Here is a 25,773-nt window from a genome sequence, read left to right as displayed (position 1 = left end):
GCGGGGCGGCCGGCAGGGACCTAGCCCAGGGCCCGGGTCAGGTCCGCGATCAGGTCGTCCGCGTTCTCGATGCCGACGGAGAGGCGGATCAGGTCCGCCGGGACCTCCAGCGCCGAACCGGCGACCGAGGCGTGGGTCATCCGGCCCGGGTGCTCGATGAGGGACTCGACGCCGCCGAGGGACTCGCCGAGCGTGAACAGCCGGGCCCGGTCGCACACGGCGACCGCCGCTTCCTCGCCGCCCTCGACCTGGAAGGAGACCATGCCGCCGAAGTTGCGCATCTGCTTGGCGGCGACCTCGTGGCCCGGGTGCTCGGGCAGGCCCGGGTAGAGGACCTTGGTGACCTTCGGGTGCCGCTTGAGCACCTCGACGATCTTGGCGGCGTTCTCCGCGTGCCGGTCCATGCGCACCGCGAGGGTCTTGATGCCGCGCAGCACGATCCAGGAGTCGAAGGGGCCGGCCACGGCGCCCATCGCGTTCTGGTGGTAGGCCAGTTCCTCGCCCAGCGCCGCGTCGGCGGTGACGAGGGCGCCTCCGACCACGTCGGAGTGGCCGCCCATGTACTTCGTCAGCGAGTGCACGACCACGTCGGCGCCCAGGGCGAGCGGCTGCTGGAGGTAGGGCGAGGCGAAGGTGTTGTCGACGACCAGCTTGGCGCCGGCCGTGCGCGCGATGTCGGCCACCATGGCGATGTCGGTGATGCCGAGCAGCGGGTTCGAGGGGGTCTCGACCCAGATGGCCTTGGTCTTCGGGGTCAGCGCCGCGCGCACGGACTCCGCGTCGGAGGTGTCGGCCACCGACCACTCGACGCCCCACCGGGAGACGACCTTCGCGAAGAGGCGGAAGGTGCCGCCGTAGGCGTCGTTCGGGATGACCACGTGGTCGCCCGGGGCCAGCAGCGTACGCAGCAGGCAGTCCTCGGCGGCGAGCCCGGACGCGAACGCGAGGCCGCGCACGCCGCCCTCCAGTGCCGCGAGGTTCTCCTCCAGGGCGGTGCGGGTCGGGTTGGCGCTGCGGCTGTACTCGTAGCCGCCGCGCAGGCCGCCGACGCCGTCCTGCTTGTACGTGGACACCTGGTAGATCGGGGGCACGACCGCGCCGGTCAGCGGGTCCGCCGTGTTGCCCGCGTGGATCGCGCGGGTCTCGAAGCTCTGGTGCTCGTGGCTGTCGTCGCTCATGGGGCAGATGCTATGCCCCACCGGCCCCGCGGGTCCTGCCCGGGCCGGGGAGCGCGGGGAGGGCATTCGCGTTCGCCGGGGTGCGTCTGGTTCGCTGGGACCATGGAGATTCTGTGGTTCCTGATCGCGGTCGGGCTGATCCTGGCCGCCCTGGGTCCGTATCTGCGGCGCAGGCGGGGCGGTGTGCGGCTGGTCGCGCCCGGCAGCCCCGACGCCGCCGACCCGGCGGACTACGGATTCGACCGGCAGGAGGAGCTCGACGTCCGGGTGCCCGGACCCGACCCGGACCTGATGGACGCCCTGGAGAACGTGCGCCGCACCGGCGGCTGGCAGGCCGCCTCGCAGCTGCTGGCCGGCACCCCGGCGGCCGGGGAGCTGCGCTGGCAGCGCGTGCAGGCCTTCGGCGGCGCGGCCGCGCTGGAGCTCGCCGAGCACCCGGGACAGGGGGCGCTGTGGCTCAAGTCGTGGCGGCTGGACGCGCCGAAGGACGCGGGCGGCGCGCAGGTGCACGCGGAGCTGCTGGTGCAGCAGGCGTGGCGGCACTCGGGCGGGGTGGGCTCCACCGACCACCGGATCATCCTGGAGGAAGCCCGCGAGGCGTGCGGCCGGGCGGCGCTGCTGGCGCCGGGCGACCCGGTGCCGTACATCACGGAGCTGGCCGTCGGGCGGGCGCTGGGGTACTCGGAGGCGGAGTACGACGCGCTGTGGGCGAAGGTGATCGACGTGGCCCCGGCGCACATGGGCGCGCACCTGGCGGCGCTGAACTACTGGTGCGAGAAGTGGCACGGCTCGCGGGAGCAGGCCGACGCCTTCGCGCACGCGGCGGCGGCCCGCGCCCCGCAGGGCTCGCTGCTGGCGGCGCTGCCGCTGTTCGCGGTGTACGAGCACCTGCCGGAGGTGCTGATGGTGTCGACGTTCTGGCGCAGCGCGGTGGTGACCCGGGCGGTGGAGGGTGCGCTGTACGCGGTGGGCTCGGCGCGCCCGGACGACCCGATGCTGGCGCACGTACGGCACATGCTGCTGCTGTTCCTGGTGCGGATGGAGCGCTGGGCGGAGGCGATGGAGCAGGTCCGGCACGTGGACGGCTACGTGGGCGCCCTCCCGTGGTCGGCCTCCCCGGACCCGGCGGCGGCGTACGCGATCCACCGGGCCCTGGCGGTCGCCGGCTACGAGGCCAACGGCGGCTCCCCGGCCACCCTCCCCCACTGACCTGCCGAACGAGCCGGTCCGGCGTACGTCGGACCGGCTCGTTCGGACCCGGGGCTTCTGCCGGGTACGGGGTCTGCCGGGGACGGGGGCGGGCCGGGGAATCCGGGCCGGGCCCCGGCCGTTAAAGGGAGACCACTAGGAGGGAATCCATGTTCTCGTACCGCCGTACGCCCGAGCTCCCCACCCGCGAGGAGGCCCTCAAGGGCCGTCCCGAGCCCCTCTTCGACGTGCCCGCCGTGCACACCGTGCTCGGCAATCCGCTCGCCGGGCCCTACCCCCCGCACCTCGCGGTGGCCGACTTCGGGCTGGGCTGTTTCTGGGGTGCGGAGCGCAAGTTCTGGCAGACCCCGGGGGTGTGGACGACCCTGGCCGGCTACCAGGGCGGTTACACGCAGAACCCGACGTACGAGGAGGTGTGCTCGGGCCTGACCGGCCACACCGAGGTCGTCCGGGTGGTCTTCGACCCGTCGCTGGTCTCCTACGCCACGCTGCTGAAGCTGTTCTGGGAGTCCCACGACCCCACCCAGGGCTTCCGCCAGGGCAATGACATCGGCACCCAGTACCGCTCTGCCGTCTACACCCACTCCGCCGCCCAGCAGGCGGAGGCCGAAGCCTCCCGCGAGGCCTACCAGCGCGTGCTGACCGCCTCGGGCCACGGCGAGATCACCACCGCCGTCCTGCCCGCGTCGGAGCGCCCCTTCTGGCCCGCCGAAGCACACCACCAGCAGTACCTGGACAAGAACCCGGGCGGCTACTGCGGCATCGGCGGCACCGGGGTCTCCTGCCCCATCGGCGTGGCCGCCGCCGACGGCTGAGGGAGCCGGCCGGCGGCGGCACGGGGGCGGTGGGTCAGATGGTGGCGGCGTCGATGACGAAGCGGTAGCGGACGTCGCTCGCCTGGACCCGCTCGTACGCCTCGTTGATTGCGTCGGCGCTGATGAGCTCGATCTCTGCGCCCAGCCCGTGCTCGGCGCAGAAGTCGAGCATCTCCTGCGTCTCCGCGATGCCGCCGATCATGGAGCCGGCGACGGTCTTGCGGCCGCCGATGACCGAGAACAGGTTCAGCGAGACCGGCTCCTCCGGGGCCCCGACGTTCACCAGAGCGCCGTCGACCTTGAGCAGTCCGAGGTACGCGTCGAGGCCGAGCGGGGCGGAGACGGTGGACACGATCAGGTCGAAACTGCCGGCGAGCTCCTCGAAGGTGCTCTCGTCGTTCGTCGCGTAGTAGTGGTCGGCGCCCAGCTTGAGGCCGTCCTCCTTCTTGCGCAGCGACTGGGACAGGACGGTGACCTCCGCTCCCAGCGCGTGTGCGATCTTCACGCCCATGTGCCCGAGCCCGCCGAGGCCGACGATCGCGACCTTCTTGCCCGGGCCCGCCTGCCAGTGCCGCAGCGGCGAGTAGAGGGTGATGCCCGCGCACAGCAGCGGGGCGGCGACGTCGAGGGCGAGACCGTCGGGGATGCGGACGGTGTAGTTCTCGTCGACGACGATGTGCGTGGAGTAGCCGCCGTACGTGGGCTGCCCGTCCTTGCCCAGGGCGTTGTACGTGCCGGTCATCCCCTGGACGCAGAACTGCTCCTGGCCGCGCAGGCAGTACTCGCAGGCGCGGCAGGAGTCGACGAAGCAGCCGACGCCGACGTGGTCGCCGACCGCGAACTTCGTGACGCCCGCGCCGATTTCGGTGACGACTCCGGCGATCTCGTGGCCCGGGACCATGGGGTAGATGCCCTCGCCCCAGCCGTCGGTGACCTGGTGGATGTCGGAGTGGCAGATGCCGGAGTACTTGATGTCGATGAGTACGTCGTGCTCGCCGACCGGGCGGCGCGCGATGGTGGTGCGCTCCAGCGGAGCCTTGGGTGCGGGGGCGGCGTACGCGGCGACCTGGGCGAGCGGGGTGTGCTGAGTGGCGGACATGCGCTGCTTCTCCTGAGTTTCCGTGGTGCGGTGCGTCCTACGATGCCCGGCGCGGCGGTGCTCACCCAGCCCCCTGCGGAGCATAGGACCGCTGGTCCTACTACTGGCGGGGTCAGGCTGGCGGTCGACGGCCCGGCGATACTGGGGTTATGGACCAGCTTGATCAGCGCGCCGAACTGGGCGAGTTCCTCCGCTCGCGCCGGGCGCGCCTGCGCCCCGAGGACGTGGGGCTGCCGGACTACGGGCGCCACCGCAGGGTTCCCGGCCTGCGCCGGGAGGAGCTGGCGCAGCTGGCGGGCGTGTCGGTGGCGTACTACACGCGGCTGGAGCAGGGGCACGGGCAGAACGTGTCGGCGGACGTACTGGACGCCATCGCCCGGGCCCTGCGGCTGGACGGCACCGAGTCGGCGCACCTGACGCACCTGGCGAGCCCGCGGCCGCGCCGGCGCCGTCCCTCGCGCCGCCCGGAGCAGGTCCGCCCGCAGCTGCGCGTGCTGCTGGACGCGATGGAGGGCGTACCGGCGTACCTGGTGGGCCGGCGGCAGGACGTGCTGGCCTGGAACCGGATGGCGACGGCGGTGTTCGGGGACTTCGGCGCGCTCCCGGCGCAGGAGCGGAACCTGGTCCGGATGGTGTTCCTGGACCCGGCGACGGCCGAGCTGTACGCGGAGTGGGAGTGCCGGGCGTGCCAGGTGGTGAGCTACCTGCGGCTGTACGCGGGCCGGCACCCGGAGGACGAGCAGCTGTCCGCGCTGGTCGGGGAGTTGTCGGTGAAGAGCGAGGAGTTCCGCCGGCTGTGGGCCGCGCACACCCTGGCGGACGACAAGACGCACGGTGTGAAGCAGCTGAAGCACCCTCTGGTGGGGGAGCTGAGCCTGGCGTTCGAGACGCTGGCCCTGCCGGACGACTCCGAGCAGTCGCTGATCACCTTCCACGCCGCCCCGGGCTCCTCCTCGGAGGACGCGCTGCGCCTGCTGGCGTCCTGGTCGGCGGCGGGCCCGGTCCCGTCCCATGCGGTGGGTTCGGGTGAGCCCGCCGGGCAGTGACGGCGTCTCAGAGCCGCAGCCGGAACACGGCCGCCGCCCGCTCGTACCGGTAGCCGAGGCCGGCGTTGACCGCCCGCATCGGGGCGTTCTCGTCGGCCACGGTCGTTTCGACCTCGCGCAGTGCGGGGTACCGCGACCTGGCGTCGGCGAGCATCGCCAGCTTGACGGCCCGGCCCAGCCCCCGGCCCCGGTGGGCCGGGACGACGACCGTGTCGTACTGGAGGGCGCGCGGGTCCGCCAGGTCGGGGAGGACGAGGACGGTGTACGCCGCGACCTCCCCCGCCGGGGTGACCGCGGCGACCGTGGTCACTTCCCCGCCCCGGTCCAGGATCAGTTGCTGGGCCGCGTGCACGCGCTGCGCCGTCCATCCCCGGAACTGCAGGTCCGTGTCCCCGCTCGGCGCGTCCGCCATGGCCCCGTGGGCGACGGCCGACGCGTCCGCCCACTCCGGCGGCACCAGGCCGGGCCAGCACACCAGCTCGTAACCGGGCGGGACGGGTGCCTGCCGCGGTATCGGGCGCGTGACGTCCTGGACGTACCAGCCCATCGGCAGCACGTTCTCGAAGCCGAGCGACTCCGCGAAGGCCTGCCCCGGGCCGCCGAGGTCGACGAGGGTGCTGATCGAGGTGCGGCCCTGCGCGAGGAGTTCCGTACGGATCCGCTCCCACAGCTGCGTGCCGACGCCGCGCCGGCGCGCGTCCGGACGTACGGCGAGTACGTCCAGGTACCCGGTGTGCGCGTTGCCCGGGTCCGTGAACAGGACCAGGGAGGCGACGCCGGCGCCGTCGTCGCGCGCCCAGTTCACGGCCCGGCGCGGCAGCGGCGGCACCCGCAGCCGCCCGGCGACCGCCACCCGGGTGGGCACCGGCCCCCCGTCGGCGGCCGCCGCCGCGGTCAGGACGGCCAGCCAGGCGTCGACTTCGGCGTCGGACGGGGGCACGGACAGGGTGTGAACGTTCATGCCCGGACCCTAAGTGCTGGTCAGCGCGTCGCGCTCAGGGGTTTTCCGTCACCGTCACCCGGCCCTTGCGGATCGTCGCCACGCGCGGTGCGCGCTTGGCGAGCGCGCTGTCGTGGGTGACCATCACGAAGGTCAGGCCGTGTTCCTTCCACAGCCCTTCGAGCAGGTCCATCACCTCGTCGCGCATCGACTCGTCCAGGTTGCCGGTCGGTTCGTCGGCCAGTAGCACCTTCGGCCGCTTGACCAGCGCCCGGGCGATCGCGACGCGCTGCTGCTGACCGCCGGACATCTCGCCGGGCAGGTGGCCGGTCCGCTCGCCCAGGCCGACCGACTCCAGCGCCTCGGCCGCCCGCGTGCGGCGCTCGCGCGCCTTGAGGCCGAGGGGGACGAGGGCCGTCTCCACGTTCTCCTGCGCCGTCAGCGTCGGGATCAGGTTGAAGGACTGGAAGACGAAGCCGATGGTTTCGGCCCGGACCCGGGTGAGGCGGGCCTCGGAGACGGTCGCCAGGTCCAGACCGTCGAGGACGACCTGGCCCTCGGTCGGCCGGTCGAGGGCGCCGAGCATCTGGAGCAGGGTGGACTTGCCGCCGCCGGTGGGGCCCTGGATGACGAGCCGGCCGCCGTCCTCGATGGTGAGGTCCACGCCGGCGAGCGCGTCGACGGACTGCTTGCCGCGCCGGTAGCGCTTGGTGACTCCGCTGAGTTGGTACATCTCGTTGCCTCGCTAGATCGGGAAGTGGGGAGGGTCGGGCCTGCGGGCTATTCGACGCGGCGCAGCGCGTCCGCCGGCCGCAGCCGCGACGCCCGCCAGCCGCCGAAGCCGCCCGCGATCAGGCCGCCCGCGACGGCGAGGGCGACGGCCAGGCCGATGACGGACAGGGACACCGGCGCGGTGAGGGCCACGTCCAGGGCCTTGCCGGCGCTCTGGCGCGCGGCGCGCATCCCGCCGCCCCCGCCCCCGAACCGCATGCCGCCGCGCCCGGCGGCGCCGGCCAGCTTGGCGGTGAGGGTGGGACTGGCAGCGGTGATCGCGTACGCGGCGGCCAGGCCGACGCCGATCCCGAGGACCCCGCCGATCAGGCCGTTGACCAGGGCCTCTCCGGCGACCTGGAGGGTGACGCGGCCGCTCTTCCAGCCGAGCGCCTTGAGGGTGCCGAACTCCCGCACGCGCCGGGAGACGGCGGAGGAGGTGAGCAGACCGGCGACGAGGAAGGCGGCGGCGAGCACGACGTACGAGAGCCACGCGCCGACGGTGGAGGCGAGCGAGGCGGCGGTGGACAGCGAGCCGGAGACGGTGTCGGCGAGGTCGGCGGAGGTGGTGACGGTGGTGTCCGGGACGTTCTTCTGGATGGCCTGCTTGACGGAGCCGATGGCCTGGGAGTCCTTGGCCTGGACGTAGACCGTGGTGATCTTGTCGGGGGTCTCGGCGAGGCTCTGGGCCTGGTGCAGGGGGACGTAGAGGTTGGCGGCGGCGTCCCCGCTGTCGGCGGTGGCGATGCCGACGACCTTGAACGCGGTGCCCTTGACGGTGAGGTCGGAGCCGACGGCCAGGTTGTTCTTCTGGGCGTACGCGCTGTCGACGACGGTGACGGCCGCGTCCTTGTCGGCCGCCGCGAAGGCCCGGCCCGAGGTGATCTTGGAGGTGGTCAGCGGGCCCAGCTTCGGCTGGGTGACGTCCGCGCCGTAGACGGAGTAGGAGTTGACGGAGAAGTCGGCGCCGCCGCCCTCGACGGTGTCGCCGCCGCCGGCGCCCGGCTTGCCGGCCGTACCGCCCGCCGCCCCGCCGCCGCCCTGGCCCCTGCGGAACTCGCCGCGCTTGAACTGCCCGTTGACCTTCGTCACCTGGAGGCTGAGGCCGCCGACGGCCTGGGCGACGCCGTCCTGTCCGGCCACCTTGCCCACGGTCGCGGAGTCGAGGGTCTGGAAGCCCTGGGGCATCACCAGGTCACGGCTCTGGTCGGTGCCGGCGCCCGCGTCCCCTTCGCCCTTGGCGTCGAACTTGAAGCGCGGGCGGCCGGCGTCGCCCCCTTCCCCCTGCGCGGGCTGGGCCTTGGTGACGGTCATGTCGGTGCCCAGCCCGTAGAGGGACTGCAGGACCTTGCCCTGGGCCTGGGCCATGCCCGCCGAGACGGAGCTGACGACGATGACGAGGGCGATACCGACGGCGAGGCCGGACGCGACGACCAGCGCCGCCTTGCGGCGGCGGCGCAACTCGCGCCGGAGGTAGGTGAAGAACATGGCGCCGAACGTAGGCAGCGCCCGTGATCGCCGGGTAAGCCGGAGGTAAGAGTCGGATGAGAACGGCGAACGGCGGGGAACCCGTCAGGGTTCCCCGCCGTTCGCGCGGGTCACAGTGCCCGGGGCGTCAGGAGGCCGAGCCGGCCTTCCACTCCGCCCAGCTCATGTTCCAGCCGTTGAGGCCGTTGTCGGGCTTGATGGTCTTGTCCGGGGAGTTGATGACGGTGACCACGTCGCCGATGAGCGAGTTGTCGAAGAACCACGCGCCCGCCGTGTTCGGGTCGTTGGCGCCCTGGGTGTCGTTCAGGCCGACGCAGCCGTGGCTGGTGTTGACGCTGCCGAAGATCGAGTCGGCGCCCCAGTAGTTGCCGTGGATGAACGTGCCCGAGGTGGACAGCCGCATGGCGTGCGGGACGTCCTTGATGTCGTACTCGCCCTTGCCCTCGCCGTTCTTGAAGCCGACGGTGGCGCCGTCCATCCGGGTCTCCTTGAACTTCTCGGAGATCACCATCTGGCCGTTGTAGGTCGGGTTGGACGGGGAGCCCGCCGAGATCGGGATGGTCTTGATGACCTGGCCGTCCCGGGTGACCGTCATCTTCTTGGTCTTCGCGTCGACCGTGGAGACCTGGCTCCGGCCGATCTTGAAGGTGACGGTCTTGTTCTGCACGCCCTTGATGCCCGGGGCGCCCTGGACGCCGTCCAGCGCGAGCTTCAGCGTGACGGTGGAGTTCGCCTGCCAGTACTGCTCCGGGCGGAAGTCCAGCCGCTGCGCGTCGAACCAGTGGCCGACGACTTCCTGGCCGCTGCTGGACGAGACGTTGATGGCCGCCTGGACGGCCTTCTGGTCCTTGATCGGCTTGTTGAAGGTGATCGAGACCGGCATGCCCACGCCGACGGTCTGGCCCTCGTCCGGCACGAACGAGCCGATGAAGCTGTTCTCCGGGGAGACGGTGGTGAACGAGGCGTTCTCGTGCGCCTCGTGGCCCGCCTCGTCCTTGGCGCTGGCCGCCAGGGCGTACTTGGTCGAGCGCTTGAGGGCGCCCTCCGGCTTCCAGCTCTTGCCGTCGGCGGACATCTTGCCCGGCACGTCCGCCCCGTCGGAGGTCTTGAGCTCCACCTTCGTGAGAGTGCCGTCACTGACGGTCACGCTGGTGGCGTCGTTCAGGCCGATGTTGGTGGCGCCGTCCTTGGGCGTGATGGCTATTCGGGCCTTCGAGGCGTCCTTGGCCGCCGCCGCGTCGACGTCGGCCTGCGACTTCTCCGAGGCCTGTCCGCTGCCCTTGGGCTGGTCACCTCCGCCGTTACACGCCGAAAGCACCAGTACGCCACCGAGGACGGCGGAAATGGCCACCAGGGACCTCTTCCGCCGCATGCTGTCCGTCCTCACACGCCACTCCATCGTTGCCGGAACCCCCGAGTTCCCTCCCAACTGCCGCTGGAAGGTACCCACCGGGCAGGAGGCCATGCCTCCTGCCCACGGTTGTGACAACGCGTGAATGACCCGTTTCGGTTCCACATTCCGTTGGGATGTGGGCAACCCCACGGTCAAGCGTTGTCGGTCACCTCTTCTTCGAAGTCACCATCCTCCTCGTCCATGTCCCACTCCATGGACTCGGGGTCGTATTCGACGGGCTCGCTGCTCCAGGAGGCCTGGGCCAGTTCCACGCCGGGGATGTCCGCGACCAGGTCAGTGGGGTCGACGAGGTAGGCCAGGGCCTCCGACTCGTCCGCACCCACCGCCGCCTCGGCGTGGCCGCGCTCTTCGTCCGGCATGAACTCGTCGGCCTTGATGTGGGCGAGGGCGGCGCCGGTGAGCGCTGTGGTGTCGGTCACTTCCAGGACCAAATCAACCCGAAGTCGTACGTACCGTGAGGTGTCAGAAGAGTTCATACGACGGAGAGTAAGCCCCGGGGATGCCTCGACTTTCCCACGACCCGCCCCTTTCACTAGCATCGGCGCACACGGCCAATTCGCTGCTGCCACAAGGGGGATCGCACCGTGTCCGCACGCCGATCGCTGCTCACCGCTCTCGGAGCGACCACCCTCCTCGCCGCCCTCTGGTTCGTGCCGTCGGCGAACGCCACCGCACCGGACCGGTCGCCCGGCCGCTCCGCGCCGTCCGACCAGCGCAGCGGGCCCGCCCAGGAGAACCGGGCCACGCTCAGCGACACCGCCGCGGTGGTGGACGTCTCGGCACCCCGGGAGGCCGCCGCCCTGCCCCTCGCGCTCGCCGACACCGGCAGCGTCGACACCAGCCCCTACCTGCTGGGCGGCGCGCTCTGCCTGGGCGTCGGAGCCGGCTTCGTCACCTTCTCCGTACGGCGCTCGCGCACGCAGTAGGACGGCGCCCGCAGACAGGAGAAGGGCCGCGCCCCGGGGAGTCCCGGGGCGCGGCCCTTCCCGCGGTGGATCAGGCGCGCTCAGGCGAGCGGGCCGGTGACCGCCTCCACGGCGGCGACCAGCGCACCGGACCGCACGAACGCGTCGGCGGCGGCCAGGTCGGGGGCGAGGAAACGATCCGGCCCGGGACCCTCCACACCCGCCTCCCGCACCGCCGCGATGGCGGCCCGGCTGGCCGGGGACGGGGTGAGCCCGTGGCGCAGCTCGATGGCGCGGGTGGCCGCGTACAGCTCGATCGCGACGATCCGGGTCAGGTTGTCGATCGCGGTACGGAGCTTGCGCGCGGCCGACCAGCCCATCGAGACGTGGTCCTCCTGCATGGCGGAGGAGGGGATCGAGTCGGCGGAGGCGGGAACCGCGAGCCGCTTCATCTCGCTGACCAGCGCGGCCTGCGTGTACTGGGCGATCATCAGACCGGAGTCCACGCCGGCGTCCTCCGCCAGGAACGGCGGCAGGCCGTGCGAGCGGTTCTTGTCGAGCAGCCGGTCGGTGCGGCGCTCGGCGATGGAGCCCAGGTCGGCGGCGGCGATGGCCAGGAAGTCCAGTACGTACGCGACGGGGGCGCCGTGGAAGTTGCCGTTGGACTCGACCCGGCCGTCGGGCAGCACCACCGGGTTGTCGACGGCCGAGGCCAGCTCCCGCGAGGCGACCAGGGCGGCGTGCGCCATGGTGTCGCGGCCCGCGCCGGCGACCTGCGGGGCGCACCGCACCGAGTAGGCGTCCTGGACGCGCGGGGCGGTCTCCTCCTGGAAGTGGCGGACGAGGCCCGAGCCCTCCAGGACGGCGGCCATGTTGGCGGCGGAGGCGCCCTGGCCGGGGTGCGGGCGGATGGCGTGCAGCTCGGGCGCGAGGACCTTCTCGGTGCCGAGCAGCGCCTCCAGGGTCAGCGCGGCCGTGATGTCGGCGGAGGTGTACAGCTTGCCGAGGTCGGCGAGGGCCATGATCAGCATGCCGAGCATGCCGTCGGTGCCGTTGAGGAGGGCCAGGCCCTCCTTCTCGCGCAGCTCGACCGGCTCGATCCCGGCTTCGGCGAGCAGCTCGCCCGCGGGGCGCACGACCCCGTCGGGGCCCTCGGCGTCGCCTTCGCCCATCAGGGCCAGCGCGCAGTGCGAGAGCGGGGCGAGGTCTCCCGAGCAGCCGAGGGAGCCGTACTCGTGCACGACCGGCGTGATCCCGGCGTTCAGCACGGCTGCCATGGTCTGCGCGACGGAGGGCCGGACCCCGGTGAAGCCGGAGGCCACGGTCTTGAGCCGGAGGAACATCAGGGCGCGCACCACCTCGCGCTCGACCCGCGGGCCCATGCCGGCGGCGTGCGAGCGGACGATGTTGCGCTGGAGCTGGGCGCGCAGCTCGGGGCTGATGTGCCGGGAGGCGAGGGCACCGAAACCGGTGGACACCCCGTAGACCGGCTCGGGCTTGGCGGCGAGCGCGTCGACGATCTCGCGGGCGCGGGCCAGGGCGTCCAGCGCCTCGCCGGACAGCTCGACCCGCGCGTTGCCGCGGGCGACGGCGATGACGTCCTCGGCGGTGGTCCCGGACGTTCCCACCACGACAGTGTGCATATCCATATTCAGCACCCTACGGACTGAATCTCTTCATGTCACTAGCGACTTGGTGGAGCAGTCGTTACAGGCTGCTACGCCGGGCCGCGACGGGCCGCTACGCCCGGCCTCGGAACCGGCGCCGCTCTCCCCTGCCCGCCTGCGCCGCGTCGGCCAGCCGCACCACCGCGCTGTCCCGCCCGGCCACCACGGGCCCCCGCGAGCGGGCGGCCTTGGCCTTGTACTGGGCCGCGTCGGCGAGCCGGAACAGCCGCCGGGAGGACTTCAGGGGCCCGATGGGATCGCCGGTGGAGGCGACCCCGCAGGCCACGCCCTCGCCCAGCTCCAGCTCGGCGGCGCGCAGGCACACCTGCTCGGTCACCCGCACCACCTCGTCCGCCGACGGACCGACGCTGACCAGGCAGAACTCGTCGCCGCCGAGCCTGGCCACCAGCGCGCCGGGCAGTATGGCCCCGCACAGGCTCAGCACGGAACCGAACCGCTCAAGCAGCCGGTCCCCCATGGCGTGCCCGAGGGTGTCGTTGACCCGCTTGAGCCCGTTCAGGTCGCACACCACGAGGCTGACCACGGCCCCCGTGCGCCGGTGCTCCTCCAGGGCCTCGTCGAGCCGCATGTCGACGGCCCGCCGGTTGGCCAGCCCGGTCAGCGGGTCGGTGAACGCGAGGCGCCGGGCCTCTTCGAGGCGCTCGTTCTGCGCGAGCCCGGCGGCCACGACGGCCGCCAGGACGGTCGCGAACTCCGCGTCGTCCTCGTCGAAGTCCGCCAGCCCCTCGTCCCGGGCGACGTACAGCTCCCCCCAGGCCCGGCCGCTGAGCACGATCGGCGCGACCACGCAGCTGCCGCGTCCGCGCAGCCGCAGCGCTTCGCCGCGCCGGCCCGGCCGGCCGCCGCTCGCGCCCTCGACCCAGGCGTGCGGGCCGGCGCCGCCGACCCAGCGCTCGTGCAGGAACTCGGTGATCTCGGGGAACTCGTGCACCGGGTAGGACTCGTCCTCGGGGAACTCCTCCTCCCCCGCCCGCCGCTCGCCCTCGTTCACGAGGACGCGCAGCCGGCCGCGCTCGCGCTCCCACGCGGAGATGGCGGCGAACGACCCGTCCATGGCCAGCCGGGCCCCCCGCGCGGCCGCCCGCACACTGTCCCGGGGCGCGCCCGCCGCCGCCATGGCCTGCGCGAGGCCCACGACGGCCCGGAGCCGCCCGTCAAGTCCCATCACAACAGGTTAGGGAGTTTTATCTGATTTGGTGACAATCGCCGCGTTTTCCCGCAGAACTCAAGATCACCAGCGCCGACCGGACACCTAGACCCCGGGCCACTGCGGCTTGCGCTTCTCGTTGAACGCCGCCACGCCCTCGGCGCGGTCGCCGGAGAACGCCACCGTCCGCCACGCCGCGTCCTCGATCTCCAGCCCGGCCGCCAGGTCCATCCCGTGCCCCAGCCGCAGCGCCCGCTTCGCCGCGCGCAGTCCGACCGGCGAGTTCGCCGCCATCCGGGCCGCCAGCGCGAGCGCCTCCGCGCGGTCCGTCCCCGCCGCGACCACCGAGTCCACCAGGCCCAGCGCCAGCGCCTCCGGCGCCGCCACCCGGCGCGCCGTGAAGATCAGCTCCGCCGCGCGGGCCGCACCGACCCGCCTGGGCAGCAGCTGCGTACCGCCGCCGCCCGGGATCACGCCGACCGACACCTCCGGCAGCCCGACCACCGCCGTCTCGTCGGCCACGATCACGTCGCAGGCCAGCGCCAGCTCGAAGCCGCCGCCGAGCGCGAAGCCGTGCACCGCCGCGATCGTCGGCACCGGCAGCTCCAGCACGCCCCCGTACGCACCCCGCGTCGTCGGCCGCTGCCGCACCAGCTCGGCGTCCGACATCGCGTTGCGCTCCTTGAGGTCGGCGCCCACGCAGAACGCCCGCTCCACCGCCGAGGACAGCACGACCACCCGTACCGAGGCGTCCGCCGCCAGCCGCGCGCACGCGTCCCCGATGGCCCGGGCCATGCCCGTCGACACCGCGTTCATCGCCTTGGGCCGGTCCAGGACCAGCTCGGCGACCCCGTCCTCATGCCGGCGTACGGCCAGGAACTCCGACTCCACGGTCTCCGCCGCCACGCTCTTCGACGCCACAGGACAGCCCTCCCGGTTAACGAACGTTACCCGGGGATCCTAGGCGTCCGCCGCGTCAGCGACCAGGGCTCCACGACCCCGAGCCCGCGCACCGGCCGCTGCCACATCGGCTGGAGCGCGAACCGGTAGGCGCCGCCGCCCTCCTCCGACTCGGACTCCTTCTCGGAGACCGGCGCGGCCCCGGTGCGGCCGAGCTCCTCGGCCATCGCCCCGTCCACCAGCACCGCGTCCTTGGGGGCTATGGAGGTCAGCCGGCTCGCCAGGTTCACCGTGGTCCCGAAGACGTCGCCCATCCGGGTCGTCACCGTGCCGAACGCGATGCCGACCCGCAGCTCCGGCATCTGCGGATCCGCTTCCATCGTCTCGATCAGCCGCAGCGCGATCTCCGCCGCCGTCGCCGCGTCGTCCGCCGCGTACAGCACCTCGTCGCCCAGCGTCTTGATCAGCCGGCCGCCGTAGGCGGCGATCAGGTCCGCCGCCGTCGTCTCGAAGGCCTCGACCAGCTCGCCGAGCTCCTCCTCCTCCAGCCGCCGGGTCAGCCGGGTGAAGCCGACCAGGTCCGCGAAGCCCACCGCGAGCCGCCGGTCGACCATCTCCTCGTCGTCCGCCACCTGCACCACGCGCCCGGTGGCGGCCGCCAGCTGGCGCCGCCACACGTAGACGAGGAACTCCTCCAGCTCCGGCAGCAGCAGCTCGACCAGCGGGTACGTGACCTCGGTACGGGTCATGCCCGGCTCCGGCGGCTCCGTCAGCCCCTCCAGGAAGGAGTCGATCTGCCACTCGGCCAGCCGGGCGGTGGTCTGCCCGGTGGACCGCGCCACCTGCACCGCCATCGGCTCGCTCAGCAGCCCCGCCTCCACCAGACCGGCGAGCCGGCGCAGCGCCAGTACGTCCGCCTCGGTGAGGGCCTTGGCCTGCCCGATGTCGGCGAAGCCCATGGCCCGCCAGAACCGGGAGGCGAGCTCCATCGAGACGCCGGCGCTGCGGGCGGCCTGGAACGGGGTGTAGCGGCGCTCGGCGCCCAGGATGAGCTGCTCCAGCCGGATGGCCAGCGGGTCGGCCGTCGGCTGGACGGTGTGGTCCACCTCGTGGTGGGGAGTGTGCTGGTCCCGCCCGATCGGGGTGCTGCCGGAACCGGCCTGGGTCGCCCCCGTGCCGGACCCGGACCCGGACGCGCCGGACGTAGGGTCGTCGACGGTCAAGGGCCGCCTCCTGTCCATTCCGTACGCAATTCCGACTTCCGAACCGGTTGATCACGGCAAGGACCGGGATCTCCGCCGGCTACCGCTGGGGGGTGCCTCCAAAACCATACGGCAGGTGTGCCGTAGCTCACTCCCCGGTCCGTCCGCCCGATCGGGCCGCCCGGCCGCTACCGCACGGAGCGCAGGTGGACCACGTCCCCGGCGCCCACGGCCAGCCGCTCGTCGTCCGCGCTCCGGATCACGAGCCGGCCGTCCGCGTCGACCGCTTCGGCCGTCCCGGTGATGGTGCGGCCGCCGGGCAGGTCCGCCCGGACGTGCCGGCCGAGCGTCGCGCAGCCGGCCGCGTACGTCTCCTGGAGGCCGCTGGCCGCCGGGTCGCCGCCGGCCGCGCGCCAGGCCTCGTACCACTGCTCCAGGGACCGCAGTACGGCCTTGAGCAGCGGCTCCCGGTCGGTCACGGTGGCCTTGGCCAGGGCGAGGGAGCCCGCGGTGTCGACCGGCAGCTCGTCCTCGGTCAGCGTGACGTTCAGCCCGATCCCGACGACCACGGCTCCCTCAGAGCCTCCGGCCTGGGAGGGGCCCCCGGGGACGCGCTCCGCGAGGATGCCGCCCGTCTTGCGTTCCTCGCCGTCGACGGTGACCAGCAGGTCGTTGGGCCACTTGAGGACGGTGTCCACGCCCGCCGCCCGGGACAGCCCGGTAGCGGTGGCCACCCCGGCGAGCAGGGTCAGCCACCCCCAGCGCTCCTCGGGCACCCCCGGGCCGGGCTTGAGCAGCACCGAGAAGAACAGCCCGGACCGGGCGGGCGCGACCCAGCTCCGGTCGAGCCGCCCCCGCCCGGCGCTCTGCTCCTCGGCGACGAGCACGGCCCCCTCGGGCAGCTCCCCGGCCCGCGCGGCGAGATCGGTGTTCGTCGACCCGGTGGCCGCGACCACCTCCAGCGAAGTCCACAACCCCTCCCCGACGAGATGCCGCCGCAACGCGGCGGCATTGAGGGGCGGCCGCTCAAGGCTCGACCAACGGCCTGCGGAAGCTCCTGTCGGAGTTCCTCCTGATGCATCTGATGGCGTCATGCAACCCACAGTAGGTGTGTCAAACGCCGCACTGCCGAGCGCCATGCCCGCCGATACGCTACGCACGAGTAGCCAGCAGCAGTCCATCAATTGACCAGGCAGTTGACACCACACAGGGAGCCGCGCCCCGATGTCACAACCCTCAGAGCCGATCGACATGCACACCACCGCGGGCAAGATCGCGGATCTGCAGCGCCGGATCGACGAAGCCACTCACGCCGGGTCCGCGCGGGCGGTGGAGAAGCAGCACGCCAAGGGGAAGCTGACGGCGCGTGAGCGGATCGGGCTGCTGCTGGACGAGGGGTCGTTCGTCGAGCTCGACGAATTCGCCCGGCACCGCTCGACCGCCTTCGGGCTGGAGCAGACCCGCCCCTACGGCGACGGCGTCGTGACCGGCTACGGCACGGTCGACGGCCGGCCGGTCGCCGTGTTCTCGCAGGACTTCACCGTCTTCGGCGGCGCCCTCGGCGAGGTCTACGGCCAGAAGATCATCAAGGTGATGGACTTCGCGCTGAAGACCGGCTGCCCGGTCATCGGCATCAACGACTCCGGCGGCGCCCGCATCCAGGAGGGCGTCAGCGCCCTCGGCATGTACGGCGAGATCTTCCGCCGCAACGTGCACGCCTCCGGGGTGATCCCGCAGATCAGCCTGGTCGTGGGCCCCTGCGCCGGCGGTGCCGTGTACTCCCCCGCCATCACCGACTTCACCGTGATGGTCGACCAGACCTCGCACATGTTCATCACCGGCCCCGACGTCATCAAGACCGTCACCGGCGAGGACGTGGGCTTCGAGGAGCTCGGCGGGGCCCGCACCCACAACTCCACCTCGGGCGTCGCGCACCACATGGCGGGCGACGAGAAGGACGCCATCGAGTACGTCAAGTCCCTGCTGGCGTACCTCCCCTCGAACAACCTCTCGGAGCCGCCCGCGTTCCCCGAGGAGACGGACACCGAGGTCACCGACCTCGACCGCGAGCTCGACACGCTGATCCCGGACAGCGCCAACCAGCCGTACGACATGCACACCGTGATCGAGCACGTCCTCGACGACGGCGAGTTCCTGGAGACGCAGTCGCTGTTCGCGCCGAACATCCTCACCGGCTTCGGCCGGGTCGAGGGCCACCCGGTGGGCATCGTCGCGAACCAGCCGATGCAGTTCGCCGGCTGCCTGGACATCAACGCCTCCGAGAAGGCCGCCCGCTTCGTGCGGACCTGCGACGCGTTCAACGTCCCGGTGCTGACGTTCGTCGACGTACCGGGCTTCCTGCCGGGCACCGACCAGGAGTACAACGGAATCATCCGGCGCGGCGCGAAGTTGATCTACGCCTACGCCGAGGCCACCGTCCCGCTGATCACCGTCATCACCCGCAAGGCCTTCGGCGGCGCGTACGACGTCATGGGCTCCAAGCACCTCGGCGCGGACCTGAACCTGGCCTGGCCGACCGCGCAGATCGCCGTCATGGGCGCGCAGGGCGCGGTGAACATCCTGCACCGCCGGACGATCGCCGAGGCCGAGGCCGCCGGCGAGGGGGAGGAGACGCGGGCCCGGCTCATCGCCGAGTACGAGGACACCCTGCTGAACCCCTACACGGCCGCCGAGCGCGGGTACATCGACGCGGTGGCCATGCCGTCGGAGACCCGGGCCCACGTGGTGAAGGGGCTGCGCCAGCTGCGGACCAAGCGGGAGTCCCTGCCCCCGAAGAAGCACGGCAACATCCCCCTCTAGGAGGTCCGTCCAGTGGTGATCAAGGTCGTGAAGGGGAACCCGACCCCGGAGGAGCTGGCCGCCGCACTGGCGGTGGTCCAAGCGCGCGCGGCGGCGCTGGCGTCCGCGCCGTCGGGCGCGCCCCGGGTCCCGGACGAGTGGGCGGCGCCCGCCCGGGTGGCACGGCGGACGCTGCCGCGGCCGGGGCCGCGCGCCTGGGGCCGTACCTACTGGCCCGCGTAGGCCGTCGGCGAAGGGCCGCCGCCGTGCGGCCCGCGAAGATGGCATGAACGGACGGTGGCGCCTGAGTACCCGTACTCAGGCGCCACCGGCGTCCGCGGGGCAAGGATCGGAGGATGCTCTGGTCAGACCCGAAGGACGAGCCGCCGAAGGACATGCGCGAGGCGCAAGCGATGCTGCGGCGGCTGATCGTGGTGCTCGCCCTCGCCATGGCCGTCGTGGTGTACGTGCTGGGCGTGGGCCCCTTCTGAACCGGCTGCGCGGCCGCCCGCGCGCGCCCCTACGATGACTGGCATGACTGCTGCCGCGCCCCGCTCCGTCGTCCTCGCCTCCGCCTCGCCCGCCCGGCTGAACCTGCTGCGGCAGGCCGGGCTGGCCCCGCACGTGATCGTCAGCGGTTTCGACGAGGACGCCCTCAGCGCCGACACCCCCGCCGAACTGGCGCTGGCGCTGGCCGAGGCCAAGGCCGGCGTGGTCGCGGCCCTGGACGAGGCCGCGGGGGCGCTGGTGATCGGCTGTGACTCCGTGCTGGAGCTCGACGGGGAGGCGCTGGGCAAGCCGGCCGACGCCGAGGAGGCGACGGCCCGCTGGAAGTCCATGCGCGGCCGGGCCGGGGTGCTGCGCACCGGGCACTGCGTGATCGACACGGCGAGCGGCCGTCAGGTGTCGGCCACCGCCTCCACGACGGTCCGCTTCGGCGAGCCGACGGACGCCGAGGTGGCCGCGTACGTGGCCAGCGGCGAGCCGCTGCACGTGGCGGGCGCCTTCACGCTGGACGGCCTGTCGGCGCCCTTCATCGACGGCATCGACGGGGACCACGGCAACGTCATCGGCATCTCCCTGCCGCTGCTGCGCTCCCTGCTGGGCGAACTGGGCGTCTCCATCACGGATTTGTGGGCCTGAGCCCCTGGTACCCGGGCGGCGGGGCGTCCTGGGCGTCCTCGGGCCCGGCGTAGAGCACCAGCGTCAGTACGAGCAGGCACAGGATCAGCATCAGGACGGCGAAGGCGCCCCAGCCCACCAGCCCGAGGGCGACGGCGCCGAGCACCGCGTGGGTGACGGCGGCGGTCACCAGCACGACGCGGGCGAAGCGGCCGGGCTCGCGGTCCCGTACGGCGATGACGGCCAGCAGGACGGCGCAGAACAGCAGGAAGGCGCCCATCGCGGCGCCGAGGCCGTAGGTCGCCCCGGCCATGAGGTCCGGATCACTGCCGGCGATGGACATCGACTGGCTCTGCGTCGTCTTGGCCAGCACGACGTGCACCAGTACGAGCACCGCCGCTTCCACGACGAGCACGGTCGCGGCCAGCCCGGCCACGAGTCTGCGCAGCACCGACGCCCCCATCCCCCCAGAAGCCACAAGCCTGTTCGACGCCTGGAGGCTACTCACCGGTAAACGCGGGGACAAGGGGTGGGGGCAGCTTCGTTACGGACGGGTCCGCGTGACGGCTCTCACGCAAAGAATGCATAGGCCGTTCGTAGGGACTCCACAAAGATTCAGCAGGGGCCGCTGACCCGGTGAACAGAGACCTTGGCCGCGCCACGGGGTTACTGTGCAGTCGGGGATCTCCCTGACCTGGGGCGACACAAGGGTTTCTGGGCTCGGGCAAGTCTCGCTATCACGCTCCGTGTGGGGAAGCTCACCTGCGGATAGGGGTCGAAAGGCCGTGTCAGCTGTCCCTAAACTCAGCTTGTTTCTAGGAGGAAGCCATCGTGCGCAAGGTGCTCATCGCCAACCGTGGCGAAATCGCTGTCCGCGTTGCCCGTGCCTGCCGGGATGCCGGGATCGCGAGCGTAGCCGTCTACGCCGACCCGGACCGGGACGCGCTGCACGTCCGCGCGGCAGACGAAGCGTTCGCGTTGGGCGGTGACACCCCGGCCGCCAGCTACCTGGACATGAAGAAGGTCCTCCAGGCAGCAGCCGACTCCGGAGCTGACGCCATCCACCCCGGGTACGGCTTCCTGTCCGAGAACGCGGACTTCGCCCAGGCCGTTCTCGACGCGGGCCTGACCTGGATCGGCCCGCCGCCGCAGGCGATCCGCGACCTCGGTGACAAGGTCGCCGCCCGGCACATCGCCCAGCGCGCCGGCGCCCCGCTGGTCGCCGGCACCCCGGACCCGGTGTCCGGGGCGGAGGAGGTCGTGGCGTTCGCGCAGGAGCACGGCCTGCCCATCGCGATCAAGGCCGCCTTCGGTGGCGGCGGTCGCGGCCTCAAGGTCGCCCGCACCCTCGAAGAGGTCCCCGAGCTGTACGACTCCGCGGTGCGCGAGGCCGTCGCCGCGTTCGGCCGGGGCGAGTGCTTCGTCGAGCGCTACCTCGACAAGCCGCGCCACGTCGAGACGCAGTGCCTGGCCGACACCCACGGCAACGTGGTGGTCGTCTCCACCCGTGACTGCTCGCTCCAGCGCCGCCACCAGAAGCTGGTCGAGGAAGCCCCCGCGCCGTTCCTCACCGAGGCGCAGAACGCCGAGCTGTACGCGGCGTCCAAGGCGATCCTGAAGGAAGCCGGGTACGTGGGCGCCGGCACCGTCGAGTTCCTCGTCGGCACGGACGGCACCATCTCCTTCCTGGAGGTCAACACCCGCCTCCAGGTCGAGCACCCGGTCACCGAGGAGGTCACCGGCCTCGACCTGGTGCGCGAGATGTTCCGCATCGCCGACGGCGAGGCCCTCGGCTACGACGACCCGCAGCTGCGCGGTCACTCGTTCGAGTTCCGCATCAACGGCGAGGACCCGGGCCGCGGCTTCCTGCCCGCGCCGGGCACCGTGACGAAGTTCGCCCCGCCCTCGGGTCCGGGTGTCCGCCTGGACGCGGGTGTCGAGTCGGGTTCGGTCATCGGCCCCGCCTGGGACTCGCTGCTCGCCAAGCTGATCATCACCGGCGCCACCCGCGAGCAGGCCCTCCAGCGCGCCGCCCGCGCCCTGGCGGAGTTCGAGGTCGAGGGCATGGCCACGGCCATCCCGTTCCACCGCGCGGTCGTCGCCGACCCGGCGTTCGCCCCGGCCGACGGCACCCCGTTCTCGATCCACACCCGCTGGATCGAGACCGAGTTCGTCAACGAGATCCCGGCCTTCACGGCGCCGGCCGCCGAGGACTCCGACGAGGAGCCCGGCCGCGAGACGGTGGTGGTCGAGGTCGGCGGCAAGCGCCTGGAGGTCTCCCTGCCGTCCTCGCTGGGCATGACGCTGGCCCGCACGGCCGCCGCGGGCGGCGCCAAGCCCAAGCGCCGCGCGGCGAAGAAGTCCGGCCCGGCCGCCTCGGGCGACACCCTGGCGTCGCCGATGCAGGGCACGATCGTCAAGGTCGCGGTCGAGGAGGGCCAGCAGGTCAACGAGGGCGACCTGATCGTCGTCCTGGAGGCCATGAAGATGGAACAGCCGCTGAACGCCCACCGCTCGGGCACCATCGTCGGCCTCTCGGCCGAGGTCGGCGCCTCCCTCACCTCGGGCGCCACGATCTGCGAGATCAAGGACTGACGCCCTACGCGAAGGCCCCCGCCCATTCGGGCGGGGGCCTTCGCGTTGTCCCTTCTCAGCCCCGGCGGTCTTTTCAGCCGGCCGGCGTTCGAGGCGCGGGGTGTGCGGGGCGGAGCCCGGCGCAGCCGGGGCCGCGCAGCGAGGCGGCGCCGCGGCCGGACGCCCTAGCGCCGCCGCATGTCCGCCACCCGCGCCCGCTCACCGGCCTGCTGCTCCAGCAACCCGGCCGGCGCACTGCGCAGCTGCGTCGTCGGGCCGCCCCGACGCTGCACCGGCAGCGGCGACTCCCGCCGCGGCCGGCGGCCCGCCATGCCGTCCCCGCCGGAGGCCGTCGCGCCGCCCGCCACCGTGATCTGCACGCCCTGGTCGGCCAGCGCCTGGAGTTCGGTGGCGGCCCGGTCGTCGTGCGGCGGCGGCTCGTCGGTCACCAGCCGCGTCATGACGTCCGTCGGCACGGTCTGGAACATGGTGTCGGTGCCCAGCTTGGTGTGGTCGGCGAGGACCACCACCTCCGCGGCGGCCTGCACCAGCGCCCGGTCCACGCTCGCGGACAGCATGTTGGACGTGGACAGCCCGCGTTCGGCCGTCAGGCCGCTGCCGCTGAGGAAGGCCCGGGACACCCGCAGCCCCTGGAGGGACTGTTCGGCGCCGCTGCCGACGAGCGCGTAGTTGGAACCGCGCAGGGTGCCGCCGGTCATCACCACCTCGACCCGGTTGGCATGCGCCAGCGCCTGGGCGACGAGCAGCGAGTTGGTGACCACGGTCAGCCCGGGTACCCGCGCGAGCCGGCGGGCCAGCTCCTGGGTGGTGGTACCCGCGCCGACGACCACGGCCTCGCCCTCTTCGACGAGGCCGGCCGCGACGTCGGCGATGGCCGTCTTCTCCGCGGTGGCGAGATGGGACTTTTGCGGAAAGCCGGACTCCCGCGTGAAACCGCCCGGCAAGACCGCACCGCCGTGCCGGCGGTCGAGGAGTCCTTCTGCCTCCAGTGCCCGCACGTCCCGCCGTACGGTCACTTCGGAGGTCTGGACGACGCGGGCGAGCTCACGGAGCGATACCGCTCCGTTGGCCCGCACCATTTCGAGGATCAATTGGCGACGTTCTGCAGCGAACACGAAACTGACAGTAACCCGGGCGACCGACTGCTTTCAGCTCCTTCCGCCGGAATACCGAAGTTGTCCATAAGGTGGGGCGACAAGTGGTATACGCGGCCGGACAGTTGCGTGAACAGTCCGCGATCGCCCCTCCCGTCACCCCAAATCCCTTGCGGAACAGGGCGGTTCGCGGCGGTTACGCCTCCCCGGCGACCTTGCGGGTGTGCAGCTGGCGCGCCACCTCGGCGATCGAACCGGACAGGGAGGGGTACACGGTGAACGCGTTTGCGATCTGCTCCACCGTCAGGTTGTTGTCCACGGCGATCGAGATGGGGTGGATGAGCTCGCTGGCGCGCGGCGCGACGACCACGCCGCCGACCACGATCCCGGTGCCGGGACGGCAGAACAGCTTCACGAAGCCGTCCCGGATGCCCTGCATCTTGGCCCGCGCGTTGCGCAGCAGCGGGAGCTTCACGACGCGGGCGTCGATCTTGCCCGCGTCCACGTCGGCCTGGGTGTAGCCGACGGTGGCGATCTCGGGGTCGGTGAAGACGTTCGAGGAGACCGTCTTGAGGTTCAGCGGGGCCACCGCGTCGCCGAGGAAGTGGTACATCGCGATCCGGCCCTGCATGGCGGCGACGGAGGCCAGCGCGAACACACCGGTCACGTCACCGGCGGCGTAGACGCCCGGCGAGGACGTGCGCGACACCTTGTCGGTCCAGATGTGGCCGGACTCCTTGAGCCGGACCCCGGACTCCTCCAGGTTCATGCCCTGGGTGTTGGGGACGGCGCCGACCGCCATCAGGCAGTGCGTGCCGCTGATGACCCGGCCGTCGGAGAGGGTGACCTCGACCCGGTCGCCGACCCGCTTGGCGGACTCGGCGCGCGAGCGGCCGATGACGTTCATGCCGCGGCGGCGGAAGACGTCCTCCAGGACGGCGGCGGCGTCCGGGTCCTCGCCCGGCAGCACCCGGTCGCGGGAGGACACCAGCGTGACGCGGGAACCGAGGGCCTGGTAGGCGCCGGCGAACTCGGCGCCGGTCACACCCGAGCCGACCACGATGAGCTCTTCGGGCAGCTCGTCGAGGTCGTAGACCTGGGTCCAGTTCAGGATGCGCTCGCCGTCGGGCATCGCGTCGGGGATCTCGCGGGGGTGGCCGCCGGTCGCGATCAGCACCGCGTCGGCGGTCAGGACCGTCTCGGAGCCGTCGGCCGCGGTGACGATGACGTCCCGGGTGCCGTCGATGCCCTGCGGGCCGCCGAGCTTGCCGCGGCCGCGCAGGACGCGTGCGCCCGCCCGGGTCACGGAGGCGGTGATGTCGTGCGACTGGGCGAGCGCGAGGCGCTTGACGCGCCGGTTCACCTTGCCGAGGTCGACGCCGACGACGCGCGCGGCCTGCTCGATGTGCGGGGTGTCGTCCGCGACGACGATGCCCAGCTCCTCGTACGACGAGTCGAAGGTCGTCATGACCTCGGCGGTCGCGATGAGGGTCTTGGAGGGCACGCAGTCGGTCAGTACCGAGGCGCCGCCGAGTCCGTCGCAGTCCACGACGGTCACCTCCGCGCCGAGCTGAGCCCCTACGAGGGCCGCCTCATACCCGCCGGGTCCGCCGCCGATGATCACGATCCGGGTCACGAAAACTCCGCCTCACGTCTACCCGGCCGGCTGCCGCCCCGGCCGGGGCTTCCGGGGGGTCTCCCCGGGGGATGCATTCCGTGCCCCATTGTCCCGCACGCTTCAAGGTGCTTCACGCCCGGTCCCGCCGTCCGGTCCGCCGATCCGGTCATCCCCCGGTCATCCATCCGGGCACGCCGCCCGGGCCGCCCCTCCCGTACCCTCGACCTCATGTCGCTCTACGCCGCGTACGCCGGCAACCTCGACCCGCGGCTGATGACGCGCCGCGCTCCGCATTCGCCGCTGCGCGGCACGGGCTGGATCAATGACTGGCGGCTGACCTTCGGCGGCGAGCAGATGGGCTGGGAGGGGGCGCTGGCGACGATCGTCGAAGCGCCGCGCCAGCAGGTCTTCGTCGCCCTGTACGACGTCGCGCCGCTGGACGAGGACTCGATGGACCGGTGGGAGGGTGTCGGGCTCGACATCTACCGCCGGATGCGGATCCGGGTGCACACGCTGGACGGCGAGGAGGCCGCCTGGGTGTACGTCCTGAACGGCTACGAGGGCGGCCTGCCCTCGGCCCGCTACCTCGGCGAGATCGCGGACGCGGCCGAGTCCGCGGGCGCGCCGCACGACTACGTGATGGAACTCCGCAAGCGCCCCTGCTGACGGCGTTTTCTGCCCGCGCCCCCCGCACCGCTCGGCGCCGGGGCGCCTTCCGGGCTTCGTGCGGTCCGATCCAGCCT

Annotated in this window: 25 protein-coding genes; 10 read left to right on the top strand and 15 right to left on the bottom strand. The window is 72.5% G+C overall.

Annotation, left to right across the window (positions count from 1 at the left end; genetic code table 11):
- Positions 1-20: 20 nt before the first annotated feature.
- The gene (locus ACZ4M3_RS06015) at positions 21-1,178 is read right to left on the bottom strand and encodes a cystathionine gamma-synthase (protein WP_467730416.1); all 1,158 of its coding nucleotides are present in this window, start codon (positions 1,176-1,178) and stop codon (positions 21-23) included.
- Positions 1,179-1,280: 102 nt separating this feature from the next.
- Between ACZ4M3_RS06015 and ACZ4M3_RS06010 the strand changes: the two genes are divergently transcribed.
- Together ACZ4M3_RS06010 and msrA are read left to right on the top strand one after the other, a co-directional pair.
- Entirely contained in the window at positions 1,281-2,387 is a 1,107-nt protein-coding gene (locus ACZ4M3_RS06010) for a hypothetical protein (RefSeq protein WP_467730415.1), read from the top strand.
- Between the two features lie 149 nt (positions 2,388-2,536).
- Positions 2,537-3,202 (top strand): peptide-methionine (S)-S-oxide reductase MsrA, encoded by a 666-nt coding sequence (gene msrA, locus ACZ4M3_RS06005; RefSeq protein WP_467730414.1) that lies wholly within the window; start codon positions 2,537-2,539, stop codon positions 3,200-3,202.
- A gap of 34 nt (positions 3,203-3,236) precedes the next feature.
- Here the strand turns inward: msrA and ACZ4M3_RS06000 are convergent, their stop codons facing one another.
- Positions 3,237-4,301: an NAD(P)-dependent alcohol dehydrogenase gene (locus tag ACZ4M3_RS06000; RefSeq protein ID WP_467730413.1), complete on the bottom strand. Its 1,065-nt coding sequence runs from the start codon at positions 4,299-4,301 to the stop codon at positions 3,237-3,239.
- A 149-nt stretch (positions 4,302-4,450) separates the two neighbouring features.
- On the opposite strand from ACZ4M3_RS06000, the gene ACZ4M3_RS05995 reads away from it, so the two are divergent.
- Entirely contained in the window at positions 4,451-5,347 is an 897-nt protein-coding gene (locus ACZ4M3_RS05995) for a helix-turn-helix domain-containing protein (protein ID WP_467730412.1), read from the top strand.
- 7 nt (positions 5,348-5,354) lie between these two features.
- On the opposite strand, the gene ACZ4M3_RS05990 is transcribed toward ACZ4M3_RS05995, so the two are convergent.
- The 5 genes from ACZ4M3_RS05990 to ACZ4M3_RS05970 form a co-directional block, all read right to left on the bottom strand.
- A complete protein-coding gene (locus ACZ4M3_RS05990; protein WP_467730411.1) occupies positions 5,355-6,308 on the bottom strand; it encodes a GNAT family N-acetyltransferase in 954 nt (317 codons plus the stop codon).
- 34 nt (positions 6,309-6,342) lie between these two features.
- Positions 6,343-7,020, bottom strand: a complete 678-nt coding sequence (locus tag ACZ4M3_RS05985) for an ABC transporter ATP-binding protein (RefSeq protein ID WP_467730410.1) — start codon at positions 7,018-7,020, stop codon at positions 6,343-6,345.
- A gap of 47 nt (positions 7,021-7,067) precedes the next feature.
- Positions 7,068-8,546 carry an ABC transporter permease gene (locus ACZ4M3_RS05980; protein ID WP_467730409.1) on the bottom strand — a complete coding sequence of 493 codons (1,479 nt, stop codon included), beginning with the start codon at positions 8,544-8,546 and terminating at the stop codon, positions 7,068-7,070.
- A gap of 127 nt (positions 8,547-8,673) precedes the next feature.
- Positions 8,674-9,945, bottom strand: coding sequence for a L,D-transpeptidase (locus ACZ4M3_RS05975; RefSeq protein WP_467730408.1), 1,272 nt, complete (start codon positions 9,943-9,945; stop codon positions 8,674-8,676).
- Between the two features lie 146 nt (positions 9,946-10,091).
- A complete protein-coding gene (locus ACZ4M3_RS05970; RefSeq protein ID WP_467730407.1) occupies positions 10,092-10,379 on the bottom strand; it encodes a hypothetical protein in 288 nt (95 codons plus the stop codon).
- Between the two features lie 165 nt (positions 10,380-10,544).
- On the opposite strand from ACZ4M3_RS05970, the gene ACZ4M3_RS05965 reads away from it, so the two are divergent.
- Positions 10,545-10,886 (top strand): hypothetical protein, encoded by a 342-nt coding sequence (locus ACZ4M3_RS05965; RefSeq protein ID WP_467730406.1) that lies wholly within the window; start codon positions 10,545-10,547, stop codon positions 10,884-10,886.
- Positions 10,887-10,966: 80 nt separating this feature from the next.
- On the opposite strand, the gene hutH is transcribed toward ACZ4M3_RS05965, so the two are convergent.
- From hutH to ACZ4M3_RS05940, 5 genes are all read right to left on the bottom strand, one after another.
- Positions 10,967-12,508 (bottom strand): histidine ammonia-lyase, encoded by a 1,542-nt coding sequence (gene hutH / locus ACZ4M3_RS05960; protein ID WP_467730812.1) that lies wholly within the window; start codon positions 12,506-12,508, stop codon positions 10,967-10,969.
- A gap of 97 nt (positions 12,509-12,605) precedes the next feature.
- A complete protein-coding gene (locus ACZ4M3_RS05955; protein WP_467730405.1) occupies positions 12,606-13,718 on the bottom strand; it encodes a GGDEF domain-containing protein in 1,113 nt (370 codons plus the stop codon).
- Positions 13,719-13,805: 87 nt separating this feature from the next.
- Positions 13,806-14,621, bottom strand: coding sequence for an enoyl-CoA hydratase/isomerase family protein (locus ACZ4M3_RS05950; RefSeq protein ID WP_467730404.1), 816 nt, complete (start codon positions 14,619-14,621; stop codon positions 13,806-13,808).
- Between the two features lie 26 nt (positions 14,622-14,647).
- Positions 14,648-15,823: an adenylate/guanylate cyclase domain-containing protein gene (locus ACZ4M3_RS05945; protein WP_453354634.1), complete on the bottom strand. Its 1,176-nt coding sequence runs from the start codon at positions 15,821-15,823 to the stop codon at positions 14,648-14,650.
- 167 nt (positions 15,824-15,990) lie between these two features.
- Positions 15,991-16,896, bottom strand: coding sequence for a biotin--[acetyl-CoA-carboxylase] ligase (locus tag ACZ4M3_RS05940; RefSeq protein ID WP_467730403.1), 906 nt, complete (start codon positions 16,894-16,896; stop codon positions 15,991-15,993).
- Between the two features lie 130 nt (positions 16,897-17,026).
- Between ACZ4M3_RS05940 and ACZ4M3_RS05935 the strand changes: the two genes are divergently transcribed.
- The 4 genes from ACZ4M3_RS05935 to ACZ4M3_RS05920 all read left to right on the top strand — a co-directional run bounded on the left by ACZ4M3_RS05935 (position 17,027) and on the right by ACZ4M3_RS05920 (position 19,744).
- Complete coding sequence (locus ACZ4M3_RS05935; RefSeq protein WP_467730402.1) at positions 17,027-18,622, top strand: acyl-CoA carboxylase subunit beta; 1,596 nt, start codon at positions 17,027-17,029, stop codon at positions 18,620-18,622.
- A gap of 15 nt (positions 18,623-18,637) precedes the next feature.
- The gene (locus tag ACZ4M3_RS05930) at positions 18,638-18,844 is read left to right on the top strand and encodes an acyl-CoA carboxylase epsilon subunit (protein ID WP_467730811.1); all 207 of its coding nucleotides are present in this window, start codon (positions 18,638-18,640) and stop codon (positions 18,842-18,844) included.
- 113 nt (positions 18,845-18,957) lie between these two features.
- Positions 18,958-19,092 carry a morphogenic membrane protein MmpB gene (gene mmpB, locus ACZ4M3_RS05925; RefSeq protein WP_453356949.1) on the top strand — a complete coding sequence of 45 codons (135 nt, stop codon included), beginning with the start codon at positions 18,958-18,960 and terminating at the stop codon, positions 19,090-19,092.
- 43 nt (positions 19,093-19,135) lie between these two features.
- Positions 19,136-19,744 carry a Maf family protein gene (locus ACZ4M3_RS05920; protein ID WP_467730401.1) on the top strand — a complete coding sequence of 203 codons (609 nt, stop codon included), beginning with the start codon at positions 19,136-19,138 and terminating at the stop codon, positions 19,742-19,744.
- Here ACZ4M3_RS05920 and ACZ4M3_RS05915 read toward each other — a convergent pair.
- Positions 19,725-20,174, bottom strand: a complete 450-nt coding sequence (locus ACZ4M3_RS05915; protein WP_467730400.1) for a hypothetical protein — start codon at positions 20,172-20,174, stop codon at positions 19,725-19,727. The genes ACZ4M3_RS05920 and ACZ4M3_RS05915 overlap by 20 nt on opposite strands.
- Before the next feature lie 380 nt (positions 20,175-20,554).
- Between ACZ4M3_RS05915 and ACZ4M3_RS05910 the strand changes: the two genes are divergently transcribed.
- The gene (locus ACZ4M3_RS05910; RefSeq protein ID WP_467730399.1) at positions 20,555-22,318 is read left to right on the top strand and encodes an acetyl/propionyl/methylcrotonyl-CoA carboxylase subunit alpha; all 1,764 of its coding nucleotides are present in this window, start codon (positions 20,555-20,557) and stop codon (positions 22,316-22,318) included.
- A gap of 164 nt (positions 22,319-22,482) precedes the next feature.
- Here ACZ4M3_RS05910 and ACZ4M3_RS05905 read toward each other — a convergent pair whose 3' ends face one another.
- Positions 22,483-23,397, bottom strand: coding sequence for a DeoR/GlpR family DNA-binding transcription regulator (locus tag ACZ4M3_RS05905; RefSeq protein WP_467730810.1), 915 nt, complete (start codon positions 23,395-23,397; stop codon positions 22,483-22,485).
- A gap of 211 nt (positions 23,398-23,608) precedes the next feature.
- Positions 23,609-25,048, bottom strand: a complete 1,440-nt coding sequence (locus ACZ4M3_RS05900) for an NAD(P)H-quinone dehydrogenase (protein ID WP_389662450.1) — start codon at positions 25,046-25,048, stop codon at positions 23,609-23,611.
- 210 nt (positions 25,049-25,258) lie between these two features.
- On the opposite strand from ACZ4M3_RS05900, the gene ACZ4M3_RS05895 reads away from it, so the two are divergent.
- Entirely contained in the window at positions 25,259-25,696 is a 438-nt protein-coding gene (locus ACZ4M3_RS05895) for a gamma-glutamylcyclotransferase family protein (protein WP_453355310.1), read from the top strand.
- Positions 25,697-25,773 lie beyond the last annotated feature (77 nt).

The sequence above is a fragment of the Streptomyces sp. NPDC026522 genome (assembly GCF_055567555.1).
The sequence above is the reverse complement of the archived record's forward strand: the minus strand, read 5'-3'. Positions and strand labels throughout refer to the sequence as shown.